The 24,523-nt window shown below is 55.8% G+C and carries 19 protein-coding genes and 2 pseudogenes; 20 read left to right on the forward strand and 1 reads right to left on the reverse strand.

Going from position 1 to position 24,523, the window contains the following annotated elements; all coding sequences use genetic code 11:
- Positions 1 to 52: 52 nt before the first annotated feature.
- The 10 genes and pseudogenes from gyrA to EJA05_RS07490 form a co-directional block, all read left to right on the forward strand.
- The gene (gyrA, locus tag EJA05_RS07445; protein WP_125463102.1) at positions 53 to 2,824 is read left to right on the forward strand and encodes a DNA gyrase subunit A; all 2,772 of its coding nucleotides are present in this window, start codon (positions 53 to 55) and stop codon (positions 2,822 to 2,824) included.
- A 231-nt stretch (positions 2,825 to 3,055) separates the two neighbouring features.
- Positions 3,056 to 4,141: a 3-phosphoserine/phosphohydroxythreonine transaminase gene (gene serC, locus EJA05_RS07450; RefSeq protein ID WP_125463103.1), complete on the forward strand. Its 1,086-nt coding sequence runs from the start codon at positions 3,056 to 3,058 to the stop codon at positions 4,139 to 4,141.
- Positions 4,141 to 5,235, forward strand: a complete 1,095-nt coding sequence (gene pheA / locus EJA05_RS07455; protein ID WP_110992521.1) for a prephenate dehydratase — start codon at positions 4,141 to 4,143, stop codon at positions 5,233 to 5,235. The genes serC and pheA overlap by 1 nt, the downstream gene beginning before the upstream one ends.
- A 162-nt stretch (positions 5,236 to 5,397) precedes the next feature.
- Positions 5,398 to 7,638 carry a bifunctional prephenate dehydrogenase/3-phosphoshikimate 1-carboxyvinyltransferase gene (locus EJA05_RS07460; protein ID WP_125463105.1) on the forward strand — a complete coding sequence of 747 codons (2,241 nt, stop codon included), beginning with the start codon at positions 5,398 to 5,400 and terminating at the stop codon, positions 7,636 to 7,638.
- Positions 7,635 to 8,321, forward strand: coding sequence for a (d)CMP kinase (cmk, locus tag EJA05_RS07465; protein ID WP_125857810.1), 687 nt, complete (start codon positions 7,635 to 7,637; stop codon positions 8,319 to 8,321). Before EJA05_RS07460 ends, cmk begins: the two co-directional genes overlap by 4 nt.
- A 123-nt stretch (positions 8,322 to 8,444) precedes the next feature.
- Entirely contained in the window at positions 8,445 to 10,121 is a 1,677-nt protein-coding gene (gene rpsA, locus EJA05_RS07470) for a 30S ribosomal protein S1 (protein ID WP_110992524.1), read from the forward strand.
- A 222-nt stretch (positions 10,122 to 10,343) separates the two neighbouring features.
- Complete coding sequence (gene ihfB, locus EJA05_RS07475) at positions 10,344 to 10,640, forward strand: integration host factor subunit beta (RefSeq protein ID WP_110992525.1); 297 nt, start codon at positions 10,344 to 10,346, stop codon at positions 10,638 to 10,640.
- Between the two features lie 17 nt (positions 10,641 to 10,657).
- Positions 10,658 to 10,921, forward strand: a complete 264-nt coding sequence (locus EJA05_RS07480) for a lipopolysaccharide assembly protein LapA domain-containing protein (RefSeq protein ID WP_125857811.1) — start codon at positions 10,658 to 10,660, stop codon at positions 10,919 to 10,921.
- Between the two features lie 101 nt (positions 10,922 to 11,022).
- Positions 11,023 to 12,456, forward strand: a complete 1,434-nt coding sequence (locus EJA05_RS07485) for an MBL fold metallo-hydrolase RNA specificity domain-containing protein (RefSeq protein ID WP_125857812.1) — start codon at positions 11,023 to 11,025, stop codon at positions 12,454 to 12,456.
- Between the two features lie 3 nt (positions 12,457 to 12,459).
- Positions 12,460 to 13,276, forward strand: a pseudogene (locus EJA05_RS07490) (transposase); the annotation flags it as partial.
- 109 nt (positions 13,277 to 13,385) lie between these two features.
- Here the strand turns inward: EJA05_RS07490 and EJA05_RS07495 are convergent.
- Positions 13,386 to 13,625, reverse strand: a pseudogene (locus EJA05_RS07495) (transposase); the annotation flags it as partial.
- Between the two features lie 426 nt (positions 13,626 to 14,051).
- Here EJA05_RS07495 and EJA05_RS07500 point away from each other — a divergent pair.
- From EJA05_RS07500 to wecB, 10 genes are all read left to right on the forward strand, one after another.
- The gene (locus EJA05_RS07500) at positions 14,052 to 14,471 is read left to right on the forward strand and encodes a sugar 3,4-ketoisomerase (RefSeq protein WP_125857814.1); all 420 of its coding nucleotides are present in this window, start codon (positions 14,052 to 14,054) and stop codon (positions 14,469 to 14,471) included.
- Complete coding sequence (locus tag EJA05_RS07505; protein ID WP_125857815.1) at positions 14,455 to 14,919, forward strand: acyltransferase; 465 nt, start codon at positions 14,455 to 14,457, stop codon at positions 14,917 to 14,919. Before EJA05_RS07500 ends, EJA05_RS07505 begins: the two co-directional genes overlap by 17 nt.
- Positions 14,916 to 16,034 carry a DegT/DnrJ/EryC1/StrS family aminotransferase gene (locus EJA05_RS07510; RefSeq protein ID WP_125857816.1) on the forward strand — a complete coding sequence of 373 codons (1,119 nt, stop codon included), beginning with the start codon at positions 14,916 to 14,918 and terminating at the stop codon, positions 16,032 to 16,034. The genes EJA05_RS07505 and EJA05_RS07510 overlap by 4 nt, the downstream gene beginning before the upstream one ends.
- 4 nt (positions 16,035 to 16,038) lie before the next feature.
- Positions 16,039 to 17,835, forward strand: a complete 1,797-nt coding sequence (locus EJA05_RS07515; protein WP_125857817.1) for an ABC transporter ATP-binding protein — start codon at positions 16,039 to 16,041, stop codon at positions 17,833 to 17,835.
- A gap of 14 nt (positions 17,836 to 17,849) precedes the next feature.
- On the forward strand, positions 17,850 to 18,698 hold the full coding sequence (locus EJA05_RS07520) for a hypothetical protein (RefSeq protein ID WP_125857818.1): 849 nt from the start codon (positions 17,850 to 17,852) through the stop codon (positions 18,696 to 18,698).
- Entirely contained in the window at positions 18,695 to 19,717 is a 1,023-nt protein-coding gene (locus EJA05_RS07525; protein ID WP_125857819.1) for a glycosyltransferase, read from the forward strand. Before EJA05_RS07520 ends, EJA05_RS07525 begins: the two co-directional genes overlap by 4 nt.
- Before the next feature lie 99 nt (positions 19,718 to 19,816).
- Positions 19,817 to 21,130, forward strand: a complete 1,314-nt coding sequence (locus tag EJA05_RS07530; protein ID WP_125857820.1) for a hypothetical protein — start codon at positions 19,817 to 19,819, stop codon at positions 21,128 to 21,130.
- Positions 21,131 to 21,173: 43 nt separating this feature from the next.
- Complete coding sequence (locus EJA05_RS07535; protein WP_125857821.1) at positions 21,174 to 22,208, forward strand: polysaccharide biosynthesis protein; 1,035 nt, start codon at positions 21,174 to 21,176, stop codon at positions 22,206 to 22,208.
- Positions 22,209 to 22,211: 3 nt separating this feature from the next.
- Positions 22,212 to 23,330, forward strand: coding sequence for a UDP-2-acetamido-2,6-beta-L-arabino-hexul-4-ose reductase (wbjC, locus tag EJA05_RS07540; RefSeq protein ID WP_125857822.1), 1,119 nt, complete (start codon positions 22,212 to 22,214; stop codon positions 23,328 to 23,330).
- Between the two features lie 22 nt (positions 23,331 to 23,352).
- On the forward strand, positions 23,353 to 24,483 hold the full coding sequence (gene wecB / locus EJA05_RS07545; protein ID WP_125857823.1) for a non-hydrolyzing UDP-N-acetylglucosamine 2-epimerase: 1,131 nt from the start codon (positions 23,353 to 23,355) through the stop codon (positions 24,481 to 24,483).
- Positions 24,484 to 24,523 lie beyond the last annotated feature (40 nt).

A 24,523-nucleotide genomic window follows, 5' to 3' on the forward strand; every position in this document is an offset into this window, starting at 1 on the left:
GTCCTTCGAGGGATCAGGCGAAGTTTCACCAGAAAAAGGAATCAGGCTTCTCATGGGCGAACTGGCCAAAGAAATCCTCCCGGTCAATATCGAAGACGAACTGAGACAGTCTTACCTCGACTACGCGATGAGCGTGATTGTCGGGCGAGCGCTGCCCGATGCGCGTGACGGCTTGAAGCCCGTGCATCGTCGCGTTCTGTATGCGATGAGCGAACTGGGCAACGACTGGAACAAGCCGTACAAGAAATCCGCCCGTGTGGTCGGTGACGTGATCGGTAAGTACCACCCCCACGGCGACACTGCCGTGTACGACACCATCGTGCGTATGGCGCAGCCGTTCTCGCTGCGTTACCTGCTGGTCGATGGCCAGGGCAACTTCGGTTCGGTGGACGGCGACAACGCCGCGGCCATGCGATACACCGAAGTGCGCATGTCCAAGCTGGCCCACGAGCTGCTGGCCGACCTGCACAAAGAGACTGTCGACTGGGTGCCCAACTACGACGGCACCGAGCAGATCCCGGCGGTCATGCCGACCCGTATCCCCAACCTGCTGGTCAACGGCTCCAGCGGTATCGCCGTGGGCATGGCCACCAACATTCCGCCGCACAACCTGGGCGAAGTGATCGATGGCTGCCTGGCGCTGATCGACAACTCCGATATCACGGTCGATGAGCTGATGCAGTTCATCCCGGGCCCGGACTTCCCGACGGCCGGCCAGATCAACGGTCGCCAGGGCATCATCGAGGCCTATCGCACCGGCCGTGGCCGCATTTATATGCGTGCCCGCTCCGAGATCGAAGACATCGACAAGGTCGGTGGTCGCCAGCAGATCGTCATCACCGAGCTGCCTTACCAGCTGAACAAGGCGCGTCTGATCGAAAAGATCGCCGAGCTGGTGAAAGAGAAGAAGATCGAAGGCATCACCGAGCTGCGCGACGAGTCCGACAAGGACGGCATGCGCATCGTCATCGAGCTGCGTCGCGGCGAGGTGCCGGAAGTGGTGCTCAACAACCTCTACCAGCAGACCCAGCTGCAGAGCGTGTTCGGCATCAACATCGTTGCCCTGATCGACGGTCGCCCGCGCCTGCTCAACCTCAAGGACCTGCTCGAAGCCTTCGTCCGTCACCGCCGCGAAGTGGTGACCCGGCGTACCGTGTTCGAGCTGCGCAAGGCCCGCGAGCGTGGCCACATCCTTGAAGGCCAGGCCGTCGCGCTGTCCAACATCGACCCGGTCATCGCCCTGATCAAGGCTTCGCCGACGCCTTCCGAGGCCAAGGAAGCACTGGTGGCCATGGCCTGGGAATCCAGTGCCGTGCAGGTGATGGTCGAGCGCGCCGGTGCCGAGTCGTGCCGCCCGGAAGACCTGCCGGAGCAATACGGCCTGCGCGAAGGCAAGTACTACCTGTCGCCGGAACAGGCCCAGGCCATTCTCGACCTGCGCCTGCACCGCCTGACTGGCCTGGAGCACGAGAAGCTGCTGGCCGAGTATCAGGAGATTCTCGAGCAGATCGGCGAGCTGATCCGCATCCTCAGCAGCGCCGAGCGCCTGATGGAAGTGATCCGCGAAGAGCTCGAAGCGATTCGCGCCGAGTACGGCGATGCCCGTCGCACCGAGATCCTCAATGCCAGCCATGACCTCAACTACGGCGACATGATCCCGGAAGAAGAGCGCGTGGTGACCATCTCCCACGGTGGTTATGCCAAGACCCAGCCGCTGTCCGCGTACCAGGCCCAGCGCCGTGGTGGCAAGGGCAAGTCGGCTACCGGCGTAAAGGACGAGGACTACGTCGAACACCTGCTGGTCGCCAACAGCCACGCCACCCTGTTGCTGTTCTCCAGCAAGGGCAAGGTGTACTGGAAGAAAACCTACGAAATCCCAGAGGCTTCCCGCGCCGCTCGCGGTCGTCCGCTGGTCAACCTGCTGCCGCTGGAAGAAGGTGAACGCATCACCGCCATGCTGCAAATCGACCTGGAGGCGCTGCAGCAGCACGCAGACCCTGAGGAAGAGCTGGAGGACAGCGACGACAGCGTGATCGAAGGCGAGCTGGTAGAAGTCGAGGAGGTCGACGAGGAAGACGGTGACACGCCAGAGTGGGTTGCCGAAGCGACAGGCGCCTACATCTTCATGGCCACCGCCTCCGGTACCGTCAAGAAGACCCCGCTGGTGCAGTTCGCCCGTCCGCGCTCCAATGGCCTGATCGCCCTGAAGCTCAAAGAGGGTGACACCCTGATCGCCGCGGCCATCACCGACGGCGCCAAGGAAGTCATGATGTTCTCCGACGCCGGCAAGGTGATTCGTTTCGCCGAGAGCGTCGTGCGTGAAATGGGCCGTACCGCCCGTGGCGTGCGTGGCATGAAACTGGGCAAAGGGCAGCAGATCATCTCGATGCTGATCCCGGAGTCCGGCGCGCAGATCCTCACCGCCTCCGAGCGTGGCTTCGGCAAGCGTACCCCGCTGTCCAAGTTCCCGCGTCGCGGTCGTGGTGGCCAGGGCGTGATCGCCATGGGTACCAAGGGGCGCAACGGCCTGCTGGTCGGTGCTATCCAGGTACAGGAAGGCGAAGAGATCATGCTGATCTCCGACCAGGGCACGCTGGTGCGCACGCGGGTTGGCGAGGTGTCCAGCCTGAGCCGTAACACCCAGGGTGTGACGCTGATCAAGCTGGCTGCCGACGAGACGTTGGTGGGCCTGGAGCGAATCCAGGAACCATCCGAGGACGAACTCGATGATGTGATCGAGACGGGCGAGGAGGGCGTACCGCTCGACGCGGTGGATGCCGCTGACGAGGACAGTGCCGGCGCTGAAGAGGCGCAGCAAGAGTAAGCAAGTGCAACAACCCGAACGGGGCGACCAAGGTCGCCCCGTTTGACTGATTAGCGTCGGCAGCGTCCTGAAGGGCGGTGCAATACCCTGTGGCAGCGGGTTTGCCCGCGAAGGCGCCGATGCGGTGCAAGCCCCGGCCATGCCGGGGTTCGCGGGTGAACCCGCTCCCACAGGGGGCTGTGCAGTATCGAAGATTGCAGATTTGTACTATTTGGCAGAGCGAGAGTGGATGTGAGCAAACGAGCCTTTAACTTCTGCGCAGGCCCCGCCGCGCTTCCTGATGCCGTCCTGCAGCGTGCCCAGGCAGAAATGCTGGACTGGCGCGGCAAGGGTTTGTCGGTGATGGAAATGAGCCATCGCAGCGACGACTACGTGGCCATCGCCGAGAAGGCCGAGCAGGACCTGCGTGACTTGCTGTCCGTCCCCTCCAACTACAAGGTGCTGTTCCTGCAGGGTGGCGCCAGCCAGCAGTTCGCCGAGATCCCGCTGAACCTGCTGCCGGAAAACGGCACTGCGGACTATGTCGAGACCGGTATCTGGTCGAAAAAGGCCATCGAGGAAGCACGTCGCTTCGGCAACGTCAATGTCGCCGCCAGCGCCAAGCCCTACGACTACCTGGCCATCCCGGGCCAGAACGAGTGGCAGCTGAGCAAGAACGCCGCCTACCTGCACTACGCCTCCAACGAGACTATCGGTGGCCTGCAGTTCGACTGGGTGCCCGAGGCCGGTGACGTGCCGCTGGTGGTCGACATGTCCTCCGACATCCTCTCGCGCCCGATCGACGTGTCGCAGTTCGGCCTGATCTACGCCGGCGCGCAGAAGAACATCGGCCCGAGCGGCCTGGTGGTGGTGATCGTGCGTGAAGACCTGTTGGGGCGTGCCCGCAGCAGCTGCCCGACCATGCTCGACTACAAGGTCTCGGCCGACAACGGCTCGATGTACAACACGCCGGCCACCTATTCCTGGTACCTCTCGGGCCTGGTGTTCGAGTGGCTCAAGGAGCAGGGCGGCGTCGAGGCCATGGAGCAGCGCAACCGGGCGAAGAAGGACCGTCTCTACGGCTTCATCGACTCCAGCGAGTTCTACACCAACCCGATCAGCGTCAATGCCCGTTCGTGGATGAACGTGCCGTTCCGCCTGGCCGACGAGCGTCTGGACAAGGCCTTCCTGGCCGGCGCCGACGCCCGTGGCCTGCTGAACCTCAAAGGCCACCGCTCGGTTGGCGGCATGCGCGCCTCGATCTACAACGCCCTGGGCCTGGAAGCGGTCGAGGCGCTGGTGGGTTACATGGCTGAATTCGAGAAGGAGCACGGCTGATGTCCGAACAGGAACTCAAGGCCCTGCGCGTACGCATCGACAGCCTCGACGAGAAGATCCTCGAGCTGATCAGCGACCGCGCGCGCTGTGCCGAAGAAGTGGCGCGGGTCAAGACCGCCTCGCTGGCCGAAGGCGAGAAGCCGGTGTTCTATCGCCCTGAGCGCGAAGCTGCCGTGCTCAAGCGCGTGATGGAGCGCAACAAGGGCCCGCTGGGCAACGAAGAGATGGCGCGGTTGTTCCGCGAGATCATGTCGTCGTGCCTGGCGCTTGAAGAGCCGTTGAAGATTGCCTACCTCGGCCCCGAGGGGACCTTCACCCAGGCCGCGGCCATGAAGCACTTCGGCCATGCCGTGATCAGTCGCCCGATGGCGGCCATCGACGAAGTGTTCCGCGAAGTGGCGGCCGGTGCCGTCAACTTCGGCGTGGTGCCGGTGGAGAACTCCACCGAGGGTGCGGTCAGCCATACCCTGGACAGCTTCCTCGAGCACGACATGGTGATCTGCGGTGAGGTCGAGCTGCGCATCCACCATCACCTGCTGGTGGGCGAGAACACCAAGACCGACAGCATCACCCGCATCTACTCCCACGCCCAGTCGCTGGCCCAGTGCCGCAAGTGGCTGGACGCGCATTACCCGAATGTCGAGCGCGTGGCGGTTTCAAGCAACGCCGAGGCAGCCAAGCGGGTCAAGGGTGAGTGGAACTCGGCGGCGATCGCCGGCGACATGGCGGCGAACCTGTATGGCCTGACCCGCCTGGCCGAGAAGATCGAGGATCGCCCGGACAACTCCACGCGCTTCCTGATGATCGGTAACCAGGAAGTGCCGCCGACCGGCGACGACAAGACGTCGATCATCGTTTCCATGAGCAACAAGCCGGGCGCGCTGCACGAGCTGCTGGTGCCCTTCCATGAGAACGGCATCGACCTGACGCGCATCGAGACCCGTCCGTCGCGCAGTGGCAAGTGGACCTACGTGTTCTTCATCGACTTCGTCGGCCATCACCGCGATCCGCTGATCAAGGCGGTGCTCGAGCAGATCAGCCAGGAGGCTGTGGCGCTGAAGGTGTTGGGCTCTTATCCGAAAGCGGTGCTTTGATCGATTTTGCTGGGGCCGCTTTGCGGCCCATCGCCGGCAAACTGGCTCCCACAAAGATCGGTGTGTCGCCGGCCCTGTGGGAGCTGGCTTGCCAGCGATGGGTTGCGCAGCAGCCCCCTGCGGTCTCACTGACTGGCATGTTTTTGAACAGGGTTCGCGCTCGTGGTTAATGCTGTAACAAATAATCCCGTTCCACTGATCAACCGCCTGGTTGTCGTCGGCCTCGGCCTGATCGGTGGCTCTTTCGCCAAAGGCCTGCGCGAGAGCGGCCTGTGTCGCGAAGTGGTCGGTGTCGATCTGGATGCCGAATCGCGCAAGCAGGCGGTAGTGCTGGGTGTGGTCGATCGCTGTGAGGCGGACCTGGCTGCGGCCTGTGTCGGTGCCGACGTGATCCAGCTGGCCGTGCCGATCCTGGCCATGGAGAAGGTTCTGGCGCGCCTGGCGCAGCTTGACCTTGGCGATGCGGTCATCACCGATGTCGGCAGCGCCAAGGGCAATGTCGTGCGCGCCGCCCGTGAGGCTTTCGCCGCGGGTCTGTCGCGCTTTGTCCCGGGTCACCCGATCGCCGGTTCCGAGCAGAGCGGGGTGGAGGCTTCCAATGCCGCGCTGTTCCGCCGGCACAAGGTCATTCTCACGCCATTGGCTGAAACCGACCCCGCTGCCCTGGCCCTGGTCGATCGGCTGTGGCGCGCGCTGGACGCCGATGTCGAGCACATGCCGGTGGAGCGCCACGACGAAGTGCTGGCTGCCACCAGTCACCTGCCGCACCTGCTGGCATTCGGCCTGGTCGACTCGCTGGCCAAGCGCAATGAAAACCTGGACATCTTCCGGTACGCTGCGGGGGGCTTCCGCGATTTCACGAGAATCGCCGGCAGCGACCCGATCATGTGGCATGACATCTTCCTCGCCAACCGGGAAGCGGTCCTGCGTACTCTCGATACATTTCGCAGCGACCTCGACGCCTTGCGCGACGCGGTCGATGCTGGAGACGGGCACCAACTGCTGGGTGTGTTCACCCGCGCCCGGGTTGCCCGCGAGCATTTCAGTAAAATCCTTGCCCGCCGGGCCTATGTGGACGCTATGAACGCCAACGACCTGATTTTCCTGGCCCAACCTGGTGGCCGCGTATCCGGACGGATTCGCGTACCGGGCGACAAATCGATTTCCCACCGTTCGATCATGCTCGGCTCCCTGGCCGAAGGCACCACCGAAGTCGAAGGCTTCCTCGAAGGTGAAGATGCGCTTGCCACTTTGCAGGCATTCCGTGACATGGGTGTGGTCATCGAGGGCCCGCAACATGGCCGCGTGACCATTCACGGTGTCGGCCTGCATGGCCTGAAGCCGCCGCCTGGCCCGCTCTATGTCGGTAACTCCGGCACCTCGATGCGCCTGCTCTCGGGCCTGCTGGCCGGCCAGCCGTTCGACGTGACCATGACCGGCGACGCCTCGCTGTCCAAGCGCCCGATGAACCGCGTGGCCAACCCGCTGCGCGAAATGGGCGCAGTGGTCGAAACCGGTCCGGAAGGGCGTCCGCCGCTGACCATCCGTGGCGGCGCCAAGCTCAAAGCCCTGACCTACACGCTGCCGATGGCCAGTGCCCAGGTTAAGTCCTGCCTGCTGCTGGCGGGCCTGTACGCCGAAGGCACCACCACCGTCACCGAGCCGGCTCCGACCCGTGACCACACCGAGCGCATGCTGCGTGGCTTCGGCTACTCGGTTGCATCGAATGGCCCGGTCGCCTCGCTGCAGTCCGGCGGCAAGCTCACCGCGACCCGTATCGAAGTGCCAGCGGACATCTCTTCCGCGGCGTTCTTCCTGGTGGCTGCTTCGATCGCCGAAGGTTCCGAGCTGGTCCTGGAGCATGTCGGCATCAACCCGACCCGTACCGGCGTGATCGACATCCTGCGCCTGATGGGCGGCGACATCACCCTGGAGAACCAGCGTGAAGTCGGCGGCGAGCCGGTGGCCGACCTGCGTGTGCGTGGCGCCAAGCTAAAGGGTATCGACATCCCTGAAGAGCTGGTGCCGCTGGCCATCGACGAGTTCCCGGTGCTGTTCGTCGCTGCCGCCTGCGCCGAAGGGCGTACGGTACTGCGCGGTGCCGAAGAGCTGCGGGTCAAGGAATCGGATCGCATCCAGGTGATGGCCGACGGCCTGATCACGCTGGGCGTGAAGTGCGAGCCTACCCCTGACGGCATCATCATCGATGGCGGCCAGATCGGCGGCGGTGAGGTGCACGGTCACGGTGATCACCGTATTGCCATGGCGTTCAGCGTCGCATCGCTGCGCGCCACTGCACCGATCGTCATTCATGACTGCGCCAACGTCGCCACGTCGTTCCCCAACTTCCTGGCGCTGTGCAAGGAAGTCGGTATTCGCGTCGCAGAAGAGGGCAAGTCGTGAATTCGCTAGCGCCGGTCATCACCATCGACGGGCCAAGCGGCTCGGGCAAGGGTACGGTCGCAGGGCTGCTGGCCCGTGAGCTGGGCTGGCGTCTGCTCGACTCCGGCGCGTTGTATCGCCTGCTGGCATTCAATGCCAGCAACCATGGTGTCGACCTGACCAACGAAGAGCTGCTCAAGGCCCTGGCGGCCCATCTGGACGTGCAGTTCATCGCCGCCGAGCCTGGCAAGCTGCAGCAGATCATTCTCGAGGGTGAAGATGTCAGCAATGTCATCCGCACCGAAACGGTGGGTGCCGGCGCCTCGATGGTCGCCTCGCTGCCGGCCGTGCGTGAGGCGCTCCTGCAGCGCCAGCGGGCTTTCCGCGAGGCGCCCGGGCTGATCGCCGATGGCCGTGACATGGGTACGGTGGTGTTCCCGGACGCGCCGTTGAAGGTGTTCCTCACCGCCAGTGCCGAGGAGCGTGCCCGTCGCCGTTACCTGCAGTTGAAGGGCAAGGGCGAAGATGTTAGTCTGTCGAGTCTGCTAGATGAGATCCGTGCGCGTGATGAGCGCGACACCCAGCGCGCAGTGGCCCCGCTCAAGCCGGCGGCCGATGCGATCCAGCTGGATTCCACGGAGTTGTCCATCGAGCAGGTGCTGCAACGCATCAGAAGCGAGCTCGCCCTGCGCGACTTGGTCTGATGGAGAGGAGAGCGGGCAGGGGCACCAGTCAACGTCCTGTCAGCACTTCTTAACTTAACGAAACCCACATTGTCTGGAATGTGGCTATGGGCGTCTTTTTCGCCCGAATCTACAGGAATTAAAATGAGCGAAAGCTTTGCAGAACTCTTTGAAGAAAGCCTGAAAACCCTCAATCTTCAGCCGGGTGCCATCATCACCGGTATCGTTGTCGACATCGACGGCGACTGGGTTACCGTACACGCTGGCCTGAAGTCCGAGGGTGTCATCCCGCTCGAGCAGTTCTACAACGAAGCTGGCGAACTGACCATCAAGGTCGGTGACGAAGTTCACGTTGCGCTGGACGCGGTCGAAGACGGCTTCGGCGAAACCAAGCTGTCCCGTGAAAAAGCCAAGCGCGCCGAGTGCTGGATTGTTCTGGAAGCTGCTTTCGCTGCTGAAGAAGTGGTCAAGGGCGTTATCAACGGTAAGGTTAAAGGCGGCTTCACTGTCGACGTTAACGGCATCCGTGCGTTCCTGCCGGGCTCCCTGGTTGATGTCCGCCCAGTGCGCGACACCACCCACCTCGAAGGCAAAGAGCTGGAGTTCAAGGTCATCAAGCTGGACCAGAAGCGCAACAACGTTGTCGTTTCCCGTCGCAGCGTCCTGGAAGCCGAAAACAGCGCCGAGCGCGAAGCTCTGCTGGAATCGCTGCAGGAAGGCCAGCAGGTCAAAGGTATCGTCAAGAACCTCACCGACTACGGTGCGTTCGTTGACCTGGGCGGCGTCGATGGTCTGCTGCACATCACCGACATGGCCTGGAAGCGTATCAAGCACCCGTCCGAGATCGTCAACGTTGGCGACGAGATCGACGTCAAGGTCCTGAAGTACGATCGCGAGCGCAACCGCGTTTCGCTGGGTCTGAAGCAACTGGGTGAAGACCCATGGGTTGCTATCAAAGCCCGTTACCCAGAGAGCACTCGCGTGACTGCTCGCGTTACCAACCTGACCGACTACGGCTGCTTCGCTGAGCTGGAAGAAGGCGTTGAAGGTCTGGTACACGTTTCCGAAATGGACTGGACCAACAAGAACATCCACCCGTCGAAAGTCGTTCAGGTTGGCGACGAAGTGGAAGTCATGGTTCTGGACATCGACGAAGAGCGTCGTCGTATCTCCCTGGGCATCAAGCAGTGCAAGTCCAACCCATGGGAAGACTTCTCCGGCCAGTTCAACAAGGGTGACAAGATCACCGGTACCATCAAGTCGATCACCGACTTCGGTATCTTCATCGGTCTGGACGGCGGCATCGACGGTCTGGTTCACCTGTCCGACATCTCCTGGAACGAAGCTGGCGAAGAAGCCGTGCGTCGCTTCAAGAAGGGCGACGAGCTGGAAACCGTCATCCTGTCGGTTGACCCAGAGCGCGAGCGCATCTCCCTGGGCATCAAGCAGCTGGAAGACGATCCGTTCTCCAACTTCGTTTCGATCAACGACAAGGGCGCTATCGTCAAAGGTATCGTCAAGGAAGTTGACGCCAAGGGCGCTATCGTGACCCTGGCCGACGACATCGAAGCTACTCTGAAAGCTTCCGAAATCAGCCGTGACCGCGTTGAAGACGCCCGTAACGTGCTGAAGGAAGGCGAAGAGATCGAAGCCAAGATCATCAGCGTCGACCGCAAGTCCCGCGTCATCAGCCTGTCCATCAAGTCGAAGGACGATGCTGAAGAGCGCGAAGCCATCCAGAGCCTGAAAAACGCTCCGGAAGCGGCTGCCGATACCACCATGGCTGCGCTGCTGCGCGAAGCAATGGCCAAGCAGAACTGAGTTCTGTTTGATCGGTAAGAAAAAGGGCGACTTCGGTCGCCCTTTTTTGTGCCTGCAGTTCAGTAGTTCCCGCTCTGGGCTATCGGTAGTCACCGTTGAGGCGGATTGTAGCCTTATCTTGAATTTTTTCTTTTAGTCAAGAACTACCCTGTTCAAATGTGCCGGGGCGTGCTACAAACTGATTAAGCAATGATCTAGCTGCTTGATAACGAAGGGAAAAATATGACGAAGTCGGAGCTGATCGAACGTATTGTCACCCATCAGGGGCTGCTCTCGTCCAAGGACGTCGAGTTGGCCATCAAGACCATGCTTGAACAGATGTCGCAGTGCCTGGCGACCGGGGATCGCATCGAGATTCGCGGCTTCGGCAGCTTCTCTTTGCACTACCGCGCTCCGCGGGTAGGCCGCAACCCCAAGACCGGCCAGTCGGTCAGCCTCGAAGGCAAATTCGTGCCGCACTTCAAACCGGGCAAAGAGCTGCGGGATCGCGTCAATGAAGACGAGCACGAACCTATCTGAATGCAAGGAACACTCTGATGCGTAATCTCAAGCGCGCCTTGGTGGTGCTGTTCGTGCTGCTGCTGGCGGCGGTGGTGGTGTTCTTCGTGCTGGAGAACCAGCAGTCGGTTGCCCTGGTATTGTTCGGTTGGTCCGCACCGCAGATGCCGGTAGCCGTGCTGGTGCTGGCTGCGCTGGTGGTCGGGCTGGCGGTAGGGCCGCTGCTCGGGGCCTATGGGCTGATGCAGGGTAAGCGCAGGATCCGCGCAGCAGTACGCCGGGAAATGCTTTCCGGGAGTTGAGACTTTTCTCACTGATGTCGGCGCATTCGCGTTCTTTGTCGCGGGTTGAAGGGATGGGTTAATGGATCACCTCTTCCCAGCCTGCCGAAGGACTCAGCAGAATGCACTTTCCCTCGATTTCCCATCATGGCGGTACCCGCGGGGTAACCGGCTCCTGTCATCAGCTTCATCTCGATCCTGTCACCAGCCTGCTGATTGATTGCGGGCTGGAGCAAGGGTTGGAGGTCGCGCCTGGGGTGCCTAACGCCACGCTCGGCTTCGATGTCTCCGGCATCCAGGCCTTGATCGTCACCCATGTCCATCTTGATCACGTTGGGCGCATACCTGCCCTTTTTGCTGCAGGCTTTCGTGGCCCCATCTTTTGTAGTGAGCCATCGGCCAGGTTGTTGCCGATCGTCCTGGAGGACGCGTACAGGCTTGGGGTCAGCAATGAGCCAAAGCAGGTGGCTCGGTACGTGGCATTCCTGGAGCAGCATATTGTCCCGGTGCCGTTCGAGTGCTGGCATGTGCTCGTCGAGCGTCCGGCGCTGCGTTGCAGTATCCGGCTTCAGCGGGCAGGGCATCTGCTTGGCTCGGCGTATATCGAGTGCGAGGTGGAACTGGATGGCAGCAGTACTCGAGTGGTCTTCTCGGGTGATCTGGGGGCCTGCGGCAATCCATTGTTGCGCCCGTTGCTGCCACCCGAGCGCGCTGATGTGCTGGTGTTGGAAAGCACCTATGGCGATCGCCTGCATCCGGATCGCAGTGGGCGGCGTCAGCAGTTGGAGGCGGCTATTGATCGTGCTTTGCTTGATCAGGGCACGATCCTGATCCCTGCTTTCAGTCTTGGCAGGACTCAGGAGTTGCTCTATGAGCTGGAGGATCTGCTCCATCACAAGAATCTGTTGAACAAGCCGGCCGGCGAGGTCGCTGGTGACTTCCCTGACTGGTCCCATCTGCCTGTGATTCTCGACTCTCCGCAGGCTCAGCGGGTTACCCGTGTGTACAGGGAATTGCATCAATTCTGGCGTTCCGAGGCCAGGGAGCGGTTGGTCCAGGGGCGTGATCCACTGGGATTTCGCCAGCTCATCACGGTCGACACCCATGCCCGGCATCAACAGGTCGTCAACTACCTCAAGAGTACCGGTCGCCCGGCCATCGTGATCGCGGGTAATGGCATGTGCTCGGGTGGGCGGATTGTCAATTACCTCAAGGCCATGTTGGCTGATCCGCGACATGAGGTGATGTTCGTGGGGTATCAGGCCAAGGGCACGCCGGGTGCGGTGATTCAGGCAAGCGAGGGGGCAGGAGGATTTGTCCAGATCGATCTGGATGGGCAGATGTACGAGATTCGGGCCAAGGTGGTGACGCTGGGCGGTTACTCGGGGCATGCAGACCAGGCAGGGTTGGTGCGCTTTGCCATGGGGCAGAAAGAGCCCTGTCGTAGGGTAGTGCTGGTGCACGGTGAGAGGGCTGCAAAGCAGACACTTGCGCAGGTCATGAGGCGCAAGTTCCAGCAGTTGGGTCATGAATTGGATATCACAATTGCTGAATAGGGGTTCGATGTTGAAGGTCTATGCGGCGCTGGCTTCGATGTCAAAAGCCCAGACCGCATGAATAGCCGCAACGGCTACCGGGATCGCCTTTGGCAAACCCGCGCCGGCGGTGTTGACCTGAAGATCCCGAAGCTGCGCCAAGGCAACTACTTTCCTGGTTTTCTTGAGCTGCGACGTACCGCAGAACAGGTTACGGGCATAGCTGGCATCTCCAAGAGCTAGGCGTGGCTCTAACTCTGGATCGATGCCACCTACGTCAAAGTGCTGGAGGTCGGGCGCATCATCTCGGTCGCCGTCTTAATCGTCGTGGCCGTGAACACCAATGGTGGCCGCGATGTCCTGGGCATGCGGGTTGTTCGGAAGCTGAACCGTTCTGGACGGACTTCTGCGAAGCCTGATGCGACCTTGCAGTGCTGCTGCGTGCACTTCATGCGCAACGCTGTGGCCTCGCACAGGACAGCCTAACCGAATGCCACCAGCAGTGGCGCCTGGTCGCTGATCAGTTGCGCGAAAAGTACCCCAAGATCGCGGCGCGCATGGGCGGCTGCGAGGATGGAGTGCAGGCACACATGGCGCTTCCCAAATCGCACCGACAGCAGTTGCACAGCACCAATCCACAGGAACGGCTCATCGCCTAGATCAAGCGTCGCACCGACGTCGTGGGCATCTTTCCTAACGACCCTGCAACACACGGCTGGTAGGCGCAATGCTGCAGGAGTAGAGCGACGAGTGGTGCTTGCAACTGCGATGTATGCAGTTGGAGGCCTTCGAGACGGTCAGCGATAATCCGCATGCCAAGCTGTTGGTCGTGATCAACTAAGCAGCAAACTCAGTGATCAAGGCCCTGATGAGTTACAGCACCTCCATGGACACGATCTCCAGGATTGCAGATCGATCAAGACTTGTTCATTCGGTCTCAGGTGCAATCATTTGAGCATCTGATCGAATGTCCCCTGATGACGCCAGTCCCGAAACCGTTGATACGCCGTTGACCACGGCCCAAAACGTTCCTGCACATCACGCCGCGCGGCCCAGGGGAAGAGCACCCAAAGCATGCCGCCGAGCATCAAGTGGTCACTCAGTCTGGGTCGCTCTCGGCCACGAGTTTCAGTGAAGAGATCTACGACTACAGTCCAGGCCTTATTCGAGAGTTCGTTACGCTTTGCCAGCACAGAGTTCCTTTTCGTAGATGGCTGGAAACCCTACAGTTTCTCGGGATTTACGACAGAATCTAACGCCTATTAGTTACTGAGAATGATTGTGTTTAGCGTTTGCCCGTATCCTCCCACGACTGGCTTCTTCAAAGCTAGCGCTCGTTGGTTTTGCTGGGTCACCGGCGCGCCGAACTAGTCACATGTGGTATATTCCCGAGCAGTGATGAGATAGGCGTGTGCCCTTTTCTAACAGGTGCCGTACGCGCGTGCTATCCACTCGTAGAGGAGCGCTTAAGCAAGTGTGCCTCCGGTTTAGGTGCTAAGTCCACGAGTAAGGGTGTTTCAAAAATTTTGACTGCTCGACTCATGTCCGTTTAATTCTATCTATTACTTGTTGGCGGGTGATAGGGGAAAATCAACATTTTATTATGGATGTGGCAAATGGATTTAATTAGATGGATTGATTTTCAAAGTCTGGGTGATAAACGAGGTAGTCTGGTTGCAGTTGAAATCGGACAGGAAAAGTGCATTCCGTTCGAAATCAAACGTGTGTACTACATCTTCGATACTGCGACGAATGCAAGTCGTGGATATCACGCACACCACAATCTTAGTCAAGTGATCATTTGCCTTAAAGGTAAGTGCAGAATGGCCCTTGATAATGGGCTGGTGCGTGAAGAAGTTTGGCTTGATAATCCGACCAAGGGTCTTTTGGTGGAAAATCTTGTCTGGCGTGAGATGCACGACTTTAGTGACGATTGTGTATTGCTCGTGCTTGCAAGTGAACACTATGATGAGTCGGACTATATCCGAGTTTTCAATGATTTTTTGAAAGAAGTTGATCATGCCAAAAATTCATAAATTGGCGGATGTTCAAAGTGCCTGTTTAGGTGAGCAAACCAGAGTTTGGCAGTATTCAGTTATTTTGCCTGGTGCTGTTATTGGTCGCAACTGCAATGTCTGTGCGCATACCCTGATCGAAGGGGATGTGTTTGTTGGTGATAACGTAACTATTAAGTCTGGCGTTTTTCTCTGGGCGGGTACTCGCATTGAGGACGATGTATTCATTGGTCCGAATGCCACGTTCACGAACGATCCCATGCCCAGATCGAAGATTTACCCGGAAGCCTTTGTCGGGGTGACGGTCAGGCGCGGAGCCAGTATTGGGGCCAATGCGACTTTGTTGCCGGGCGTGACGATCGGAGCGGGTGCAATGGTTGGTGCAGGTGCCGTTGTGACATGTGATGTTCCGGACAATGCAGTTGTTGTGGGTAACCCAGCCAAAGTCATTAGGTATATTGAATCATGATAAGCTTTCTCGATCTAAAAGAGATTAATTCGCGGTACAGGGATGAACTGGTCGAAGCTAGTGCTCGTGTTATCGATTCCGGTTGGTATGTCCAGGGGGGGGAGGTAAAGGCATTTGAGGCGGAGTTCGCGGCTTGGTGTGGCGTCGAACATTGCGTGGGAGTAGCAAACGGCCTGGATGCTCTTGTGTTGACCTTGCGAGCCTGGAAGGAGCTTGGGCGTCTCAAAGAGGGGGACGAAGTCATTGTTCCCGCTAATACTTATATTGCGAGTATTCTGGCTATTACCGAGAATCGACTAATTCCGGTGCTGGTTGAGCCTGATCCTTACACATACAACTTATGTCCGATTAAGGCGGAGGCGGCAATAACTAATAGGACGAAAGCGATCATTGCTGTCCATCTGTATGGTCAGCTTGCGGATATGCAAGGGCTAAACGCCTTGGCAAAAAAATACGATCTGCTGGTGCTGGAAGATGCGGCGCAGGCGCATGGTGCTAAAGGCCCATGCGGAAAAAAAGCGGGCGCACTTGGTCATGCATCAGGCTTTAGCTTTTATCCAGGCAAGAATTTAGGGGCGCTGGGAGATGCAGGTGCCGTCACTACAAATGATGGCGAGTTGGCTCAAGTTATCCGTGCGCTGGGAAATTATGGCAGCATGGAAAAGTACAAGAACTTATACCAGGGCTTGAATAGCCGGCTTGATGAGATGCAAGCGGCATTGCTAAGGGTCAAGTTGAAGTACCTCGATGGTGACACTGCAAGGCGACGTGAGATCGCGATTGCCTATGCGGATAATATCGTCAATTCGTCTGTCTCGCATCCTATCGCGCAAGGCCTGTCAGTCGACGCGTTGGATAGTCATGTGTTTCATCTTTATGTTTTGCAGGTTGAGACGCGTGATGAGCTTCGGCAGAAGCTTGAAAAAACGGGCATCAGTACATTGATTCACTATCCAATCCCGCCTCACAAACAAAAGGCATATCCCTCGTACAATCAATATGAGTTACCGATCACCGAGCGAATTCATGAGCGTGTATTGAGCTTGCCAATAAGTCCTGTCATGACGGCGGAGCAAGTTGAAAAAGTTATCTGTGCTGTGAACGCGCTAGGGTAGACTGATGATAAAGTTAGTCAGGGAACTCGTTTCGCTAATGTCATCCGAACAGCGAAAATCGTTTCTATATCTGCAATTTTTTGTCGTTTTGATGGCGATTGCGGAAGTGGTCGGTGTTGCGGCGGTAGGTCCATTCATGGCGTTGGTGGGGAATATGGAGCTCATCCAGACCAACGCTGTGGTCAATAACTTATACCTGCAAAGCGGCTTGTCCAGTCCAATCGAATTCCTCTTTTTCACTGGCGTGGCCGTTTTGGTATTTCTTGCGGTCTCTGCGGTCCTCTCTGTTGTTACAATCTGGAAGCTTTCAAATTTTGCTGCCAGCACCGGGGCGGAAATGGGTGATGCGCTATATGCGTATTACCTAAAGCAGAATATTTTGTACCATTCAGTTACTACCAGTTCGCAGTTGACTAAGCAAATCGCGACAGAGGTGGCTCGAATTACTGATCACGTGCTGCAACCCCTGGTGCAAATCAATGCGCGCATTGTTGCGGCCTTATTCATTTCTGTAGCTATATTTGCCTATAATCCTATTATTTCTTTGGCGGGTTTACTGGTTTTTTTTACAGCCTATGTTTCGCTGTTTTTTGTTGTTCGCGGCAGGCTCGCAAGAAATGGAAAAATGATTTCAAGGGTTTCTAAGCAACGCTTCACATTGATGAATGAAGGCTTTGGGGCTATCAGGGATGTCCAGTTGCTAGGCCGCGAAAGTAGTTTCATTCGTGCTTTTCAAGAGAGTGGTCGAGTATTTGCTAGGGCTTATGGTTCCAGCAATGGTCTTTACAATATGCCGCGTTATTTGATGGAGTTTATCGTCTATAGCGGCATGGTTGGTTTGATTTTAATATTATTAAAGGTGCATGAGGGGGACCTTTCGGCCATTCTCCCAGTTTTGGCTGTATTTGGTCTTGCCGCTTTTAAATTGTTGCCGTCATTTCAGCAAATATACAGCGGTGTCGCTCAGGTTAAGAGCAATATTTCAGCATTTGAATCAATCAAGCATGATCTGTCTTTGGCACGGGCATCCTCGTTGACGAGTATGATTGGGCGGACTGAGGGAGATCATCTTCAAGGTGATGTTGAGTTTCGGTCTGTGGAGTTTTGTTATCCCGATAAACCTACTGCGGCTCTAAAGAACATCAGTCTCCGGATCCCTAGAGGCGCTGTCGTGGGTATCGTGGGCCCATCCGGGTCTGGAAAATCAACTTTGATTGATCTTTTTTTGGGGCTAATCACGCCTGACAAAGGCGCTTTTCTGGTTGGTGAACGGGTGGTTGACAGGAATAATGTCCGCCAATGGCAGGAGCAGTTGGGGTATGTCCCGCAGTCTATTTTCCTGACGGAAGGAACGATCACCGAGAACGTCGCTTTCGGTGTAGAGCCAGAGTTCATTGATGCTCAGAAAGTGAAAAGAGCTATCCAGTTGGCTCACCTTGATGAGTGGGTTGACGCCTTGCCGGATGCCTACGAAACCCGCATTGGAGAAAGAGGTGTCCAGATATCCGGTGGCCAGCGCCAGCGCTTGGGTATCGCGCGTGCCCTATATGACGATGCTGACATCCTTGTTTTTGATGAGGCGACTAGTGCCTTGGATGGAGTGACTGAGAAGATGATCATGGAAGCCGTTGAGCGGTTCAGTCACAAAAAAACCATCATCATGATTGCGCACCGCTTAAACACGATAAAGAACTGCGATGTCATTTTCATGCTCGACCAAGGCAGGGTTGTAGATCAAGGTACCTATGAGTATCTCATGGTAAACAACGAGTATTTCAATAGGATGGCCAGTAGTTCGTGAGCGGAGTCCATAGCATGACCTCGGAAAAAAATGAGGGTCGAGTTGTAATGCTCGTCAATTCATGTGATGCATACAGCGATGTCTGGCCTTTGTTTTTTGGTGCACTAGAAGAACACTGGCCGGATCGTAATGTTGACGTTGTTCTAAATACCGAGTCGCTCTCGTCGGGTGTAAAGGCGGAGCGCCTAATATTCAGCAATTATGTCGGCGAGTGTGGGCGCGACCAGTGGGGGGCGCGTTTGCTCCGGGCTTTGAAAAGCCAGGAATCGGAATATGTGATGGTTGTCTATGATGATTTCATTCTTGAGAGCCGATTTGATAGTGAGCGCCTGGCACGTCTTGTTGAGTTCATGGATGAGCATCCAGACGCGGCTGTTTGCTATTTGGCTCAAATGGGCTTTAAAACTGAGCAGTCTGCAAAGCAGTCGGGCATTTCCAAGTTGCTCGACAGAACTGAATATCGCCTGAATTCAGCACCGGCGCTCTGGCGTCGTACTGATCTCATCAATTACACCGGAGTGCACGATACGCCTTGGGCTTGGGAAGTATTTGGTAGTTATCGCACTTACGGAGATGGCAGAGGGTTTTACTGCCCCAGCCGCCCAGAAGATGACGTGTATTGTTACAATCACGAGAAAGGGGGGGCAATTTATCGTGGTAAGTGGGTTGCTGAAGTTGTTGTTTCTAAAAATGAACGTTACCAGTTGGGTATCGATCTGCAACAGCGAGGCTTGGTGACCAAGTCCAGCGTTCAAAAACGAACCCTTAAGTGGAAAGCGCAGTTTTTGTGGTTGGGCTATAAAATGGTGGGCTTCAAGTTTCTATATTTTGTTAGTCGCGCGTTAGGAAGTAAGTTCAGATGAGTACTTCAAGAGTCAGCTTTGCGTTTGGTGTGCTGGTCTTCAATCATGAATCGTACATCATCGAGCATCTGGAAAGTATCAGGTACCTTATCGAGCAGTATGGCGAAGGTATGGATTTCCAAATCATTATTAATGATGATCGCTCGAAAGATCGTTCGGTGGCGCTCGTAGAAGCATGGTTGGCGAAATACGCTAACTTGTTCGTCTCGGTTGACCGGCTGTACAATGACGTAAATCTCGGGACATGCGCGAGCGTTGGTAATATGGTCGACGCCTTGTGTGCGAAGTACTTTAAGTTGACTGCAGGGGATGACGTTTATTCGGGGGAAAATATTTTCAATGTTATTCCCGATCTCGCGGTTCACAGTATCGTATCGGGTGTGCCGCTTGATTTGACGGACGGCGTTATATCGAAGAGTGGATTTGATGTTTTTCATTCCATTGCGGCTGATGCGATTTATGATCAGGGGCCACTGCTCAGAAGATTTAAAGGTATCAGTGTAAATAATGCGCCGAATATTATTTATCAGGTTGATCTCCTGCGCGCCCCCGCAGTTAGGCGTCTGCTTGGTCAGTTTGATGTTGTCGAAGACCTTCCTCTCCAGGTGGCTATTGCAGAGTCGGGCAGTGATGCCAGCTTCAAGCTGATCAATAAAGTGTTCGTTTATTATCGTCGTACTGCAGGCTCGACCTATCTGGTTGCGACCAGTCGCTTCTTCAAGGATCAGATAAAAATGTTTGAGTACTTGATTGCTGGGGAGTCGTCTGCGGTGAAGCGTTTCGTTCTGATGAATCGTATGTATTGCTTTAAGTCCGGTGTGCGGATCGTAAAGCGTCTCTGTAATATTGCGGTGGCTATTTATGGGGTGAAGTGCATGCTCAAGTTTTGGGGTATTCGTGAGCGTGTTGCGCGCTTTGAGAGTGACTTAGATCTTGAGGCCCATGTTAGGCATTACGCGTTGATAAAAGGTCGCGCGGCGGCGTTTATGAATGCGAGTTTCTGTGAAGTGGTCAGTTAGTGTATTGGTATATTGCTTGTTAAGGGGGTGTGATTTGAGCAGGGAGGCTGTGATGTATATTGTCAGTGGTCGTGTTGGGAAATCTAAGAGATATTTTCTGTGAGATATTATATTCCCATTGTGTTGGTTGAGGTTTATCTTTGCGCAACGTTGTTGGTTTTTCAGTTCGGCCCTGTTAGTTATAGAGTGCATGACCCGGCTGCGCTCTGGGGATTTATATTCTTATACCATGTCAGCATGGTGGTTGGTTATGTCTTGGCTTGCAGGAAGAAGCCGGCTGTCGAGAAGGTGTCTTGGCATTCGCAGAACTACTCGCCCGCTGTTGTGTGGGGGCTCATGTTGCTTGCCGTAGTAGCAAGTATTTTGGGGCATAGAAATATCACAGGCTCCATGTCGCTGTTCTCTGTCAGTTTTCTGCAGGAGTTGATTTACGGTGTCAATGCGCCCGGTATTCAGTATGCCCAAAAGGTAGCGCGTGTGATGTCTGAAGGCTATGCGGGTGACAAGTTTTCTAATGTGCTCTATTTTCTTGTGTCTCCCGCGAAGGTGATCATTATCCCAGTATTAATTTTTTTCTGGGATCGCATGAGTGTGATGATGCGTGTGTTGGGATTGTTTGTTAGTGTTTTGCCTGTGTTGTCAGGTGTTTCTGTGGGGACCAATAAACCGGTTTTCGACTTTGCTATTTTCTTTGCTTCGTCACTTGCAGTTTATTTTGCTTTGAATCGGATTAGGGAGGGGGTGTTTGCGTTCCACAAGAGAAAGTTTTTCTTGGTGCTTTCAATTTTTTCGTTTCTGGGTGCGGTGTTTTATTTCGGTTGGTCCTTGCATGGGCGTTCGGCGGACATGACTTACATTACGTCGGGTTCCGTGTTGGGAGATATTTCAATTCGCGCGAATCCTGGCTTGAATGAAGGTTGGTCGGGGTTCCTGATGTTTACATTCATGTGGCTGTCCAGCTATTTAGCGCAGGGGTACTATGGTTTTTCCTTGGCATTGGAACAGTCGTTTACTAGTACCTACGGCTTTGGGAATTCACCGTTCTTAATGCGGCAGTTTGAGTGGGTGACAGGGGTTGATATCTCAGCTAATACGTATCAGCACAAGATTAGTGCTGCGTGGGGTGAGACGTCGCAATGGCATTCACTCTATAGTCATGTTGCCAATGATGTTGGTTTCTATGGTGTTGCAGTTTTTTGTCTCGTGTTCGGGTTTTATCTAGCCAAGATTTGGATCAGTATTGTTGATACCGACAATTTGTGGGCAAAGTTGCTAGTCCCCTTGTTCGCCCTTGCGGTGATATTTATGCCTGCTAATAACCAAGTGCTGGGTTATCTCGATTCGTTCTCGACATTCTCAATCTTAACGCTGATCTGGTTGTGTAGCGTTAGAAAAAAACGTAGAATGGCATGATTTGGCTCGGCCTTGGGTGTTCCGGGCGTTTAGGGGATTTAATATGTTTGATGGAAAGGTCCTGTTGATCACGGGTGGTACGGGGTCGTTCGGCAATGCCGTGCTTAAGCGCTTTATTGATACCGATATCGCTGAGATTAGGATCTTCAGTCGCGACGAAAAAAAGCAGGACGACATGCGCAAGCGCTATGCCAGTCCCAAGTTAAAGTTCTATATCGGCGATGTTCGTGACTATCAGAGTATCCTGAATGCCACGCGTGGCGTTGATTACATTTTCCATGCGGCAGCGTTGAAGCAGGTGCCTTCATGCGAGTTTTATCCGCTGGAGGCGGTGAAAACCAACGTCTTGGGTACCGAGAACCTGCTTGAAGCAGCCATTCAGAACGGCGTCAAGCGGGTGGTATGCCTCAGTACTGACAAGGCGGTTTACCCGATTAATGCTATGGGTATTTCCAAGGCCATGATGGAGAAAGTCATGGTCGCGAAGTCGCGTGTTGTTGACGAAAGCCGTACGGTTGTGTGCGGTACGCGTTACGGCAACGTCATGGCGTCGCGAGGCTCAGTGATACCTCTATTCATTGATCAGATCAGGGCGGGCAAAGCGTTGACCTTGACGGATCCGAATATGACGCGGTTCATGATGACCCTGTCGGATGCCGTCGATTTGGTTTTGCATGCCTTTGAGCATGGCAACAACGGTGACCTCTTTGTGCAGAAGGCGCCGGCGGCGACGATCGAGGTATTGGCGCAGGCATTGACCGCCCTGGTCGGAAAGCCCGAGCACCCTATTCAGGTTATCGGTACTCGTCACGGTGAGAAATTGTACGAGGCGCTGTTGAGTCGTGAAGAAATGGCCTGCGCAGAGGATATGGGAGAATACTTCCGGGTGCCGCCAGATCTGAGGGACCTCAACTACGCAAAGTTTGTTGAGCAGGGTGAGACCAAGATCTCCCGAACCGAGGACTACAACTCTCACAATACTGAGCGCCTTGATGTAGAGGGTATGCAACAGCTGTTGCTTAAGCTTGAATTCATGCGTGCAATTCAACGTGGCGAGCACGCCACGCCGGAGGAGTGAGGGATGAAGGTTCTGATTACCGGTGCCAATGGGTTCGTTGGCCAGAACCTGATCGCTCAACTGGGCGAACGTAATGATGTGGAGATCATTCGTTTTACGCGTGGTGACTCGCTTGCGGTATTACCTGAACTGGTCGCGCAAGTAGATTTCGTCTTCCACCTCGCTGGTGTAAATCGCCCACAGGATCCTCTGGAGTTTCAAACTGGTAACGCTGACCTGACCCGCGCACTTTGTCGGGCGATTAAGGCCTGCGATCGTACAGTTCCGGTCCTGTACACCTCATCGACTCAGGCGGGTCTGGACAACCCTTACGGTTGTAGCAAACGTGATGCCGAACAGGCCTTGCTGGAGCTAGGCGAAGCCCAAGGGGGAGGGGTGCACGTATTCCGTTTGCCGAACGTGTTCGGTAAGTGGGCGCGCGCCAATTACAATTCTGCGGTTGCTACTTTTTGCCATAATATCGCTCGGTCTTTGCCGATCACAGTCAATGATCCTAATGTTGCGATCACGTTAGTTTATATTGATGATGTGATTCGATACTTCATTTCAGTCATGGATGGCCGTCTGAAAGATGCACCGTTTGTTGCGGTGGAGCCTACCTACACTATTACTGTTGGGGCGCTTGCCGAGCAGTTGTACGCCTTCCGCGACAGTCGTCAGACCTTGATTACCGAGCGGGTGGGTACCGGTCTGGTGCGCGCCCTGTACTCGACTTATTTGAGCTACCTTCCGCCGAGCAAGTTCACCTACGAGGTGCCTAGGCACGGAGACCCGCGAGGGGTATTTGTGGAAATGCTGAAAACTCCGGATTCAGGGCAGTTTTCATATTTTTCGGCTCACCCGGGCGTAACGCGAGGGGGGCACTATCATCATTCCAAAACTGAAAAATTCCTGGTGATCAAAGGGGATGCCTGTTTCCGTTTTCGTCATATTGTGACCGGCGAATTCTATGAGCTCCTTACCAGTGGCGAGAAGCCGCAAATCGTTGAAACAGTACCTGGTTGGACTCACGACATTACCAATGTCGGTGGTGATGAGATGTTCGTGATGCTGTGGGCCAATGAAATTTTCGATCGCGCACATCCTGACACGTATGCCCGCCCCGTCGGTACTGAAGCCTGAGCCCCGCTGACAGGATATAGAGATGAAAAAGCTTAAAGTAGTAACGGTCGTAGGCACCCGCCCTGAAATCATTCGTCTGTCGCGTGTTATGGCTGCGCTTGATAGGCATTGCGAGCATGTTTTGGTGCACACCGGCCAAAATTATGATTATGAACTGAATGAGATTTTCTTCCAGGATTTGGGCATTCGTAAGCCGGATCAATTTCTCAGCGCTGCCGGCAGCACCGGAGCGCAAACTATTGGTAATGTAATCATTGCGGTCGATCAGGTGCTGGCGGAGGTTAAGCCTGACGCCCTCTTGGTGCTGGGTGATACCAATAGCTGTATGGCGGTTCTGCCGGCAAAGCGCCGCAAAATCCCTACCTTCCATATGGAAGCGGGAAATCGTTGTTTCGATATGCGAGTGCCTGAGGAGATCAACCGTCGAATCGTCGATCATACCGCCGATATCAATCTTACTTACAGCACGATTGCTCGCGATTATTTGTTGCGTGAAGGGTTGCCTGCCGATCGGGTGATCAAGACCGGTAGCCCGATGTTCGAAGTGCTTTCCTACTATCGTGCAGGTATCGAGGCATCGGATGTTTTGACGCGCCTTGGGGTAGAGCGTGAGCGATTCTTCGTGGTCAGCGCTCATCGCGAAGAGAATATTGATTCGGACACGAATTTCCTGAAGCTGGTCAGTATGTTGAATGCCGTGGCGGAGCAATTTGACCTGCCCGTTATCGTGTCCACCCATCCACGTACGCAAAAGCGTGTAGACGCTCTGGGTGTTACTTTTCACGCGAATGTGCGCTTGCTGAAACCGTTGGGCTTTAAGGACTACAACAAGCTGCAACTCGAAGCGAAAGCGGTTCTTTCCGATAGTGGCACTATCAGTGAAGAAGCGTCCATTCTCAATTTCCCAGCCTTGAATATTCGCGAGGCGCACGAGCGTCCTGAAGGTATGGAGGAAACTGCCGTCATGATGGTTGGTTTGGATACCGATCGCGTACTGCAGGGGTTAAATATTCTAGAGGGGCAGTCCAGGGGAGATCATCGCGATTTGAGGCTGGTAGCAGATTACAGCATGCCGAATGTGGCTGAAAAAATTGTACGCATACTGCATAGCTATACAGACTATGTAAATCGAGTTGTCTGGAAGCGATATTAATTCGCATGATCTGTGCAAATACATCACCGCTGCGGGTTTT

The sequence above is a fragment of the Pseudomonas oryziphila genome, assembly GCF_003940825.1.
In the GTDB taxonomy this organism is placed as follows: domain Bacteria; phylum Pseudomonadota; class Gammaproteobacteria; order Pseudomonadales; family Pseudomonadaceae; genus Aquipseudomonas; species Aquipseudomonas sichuanensis.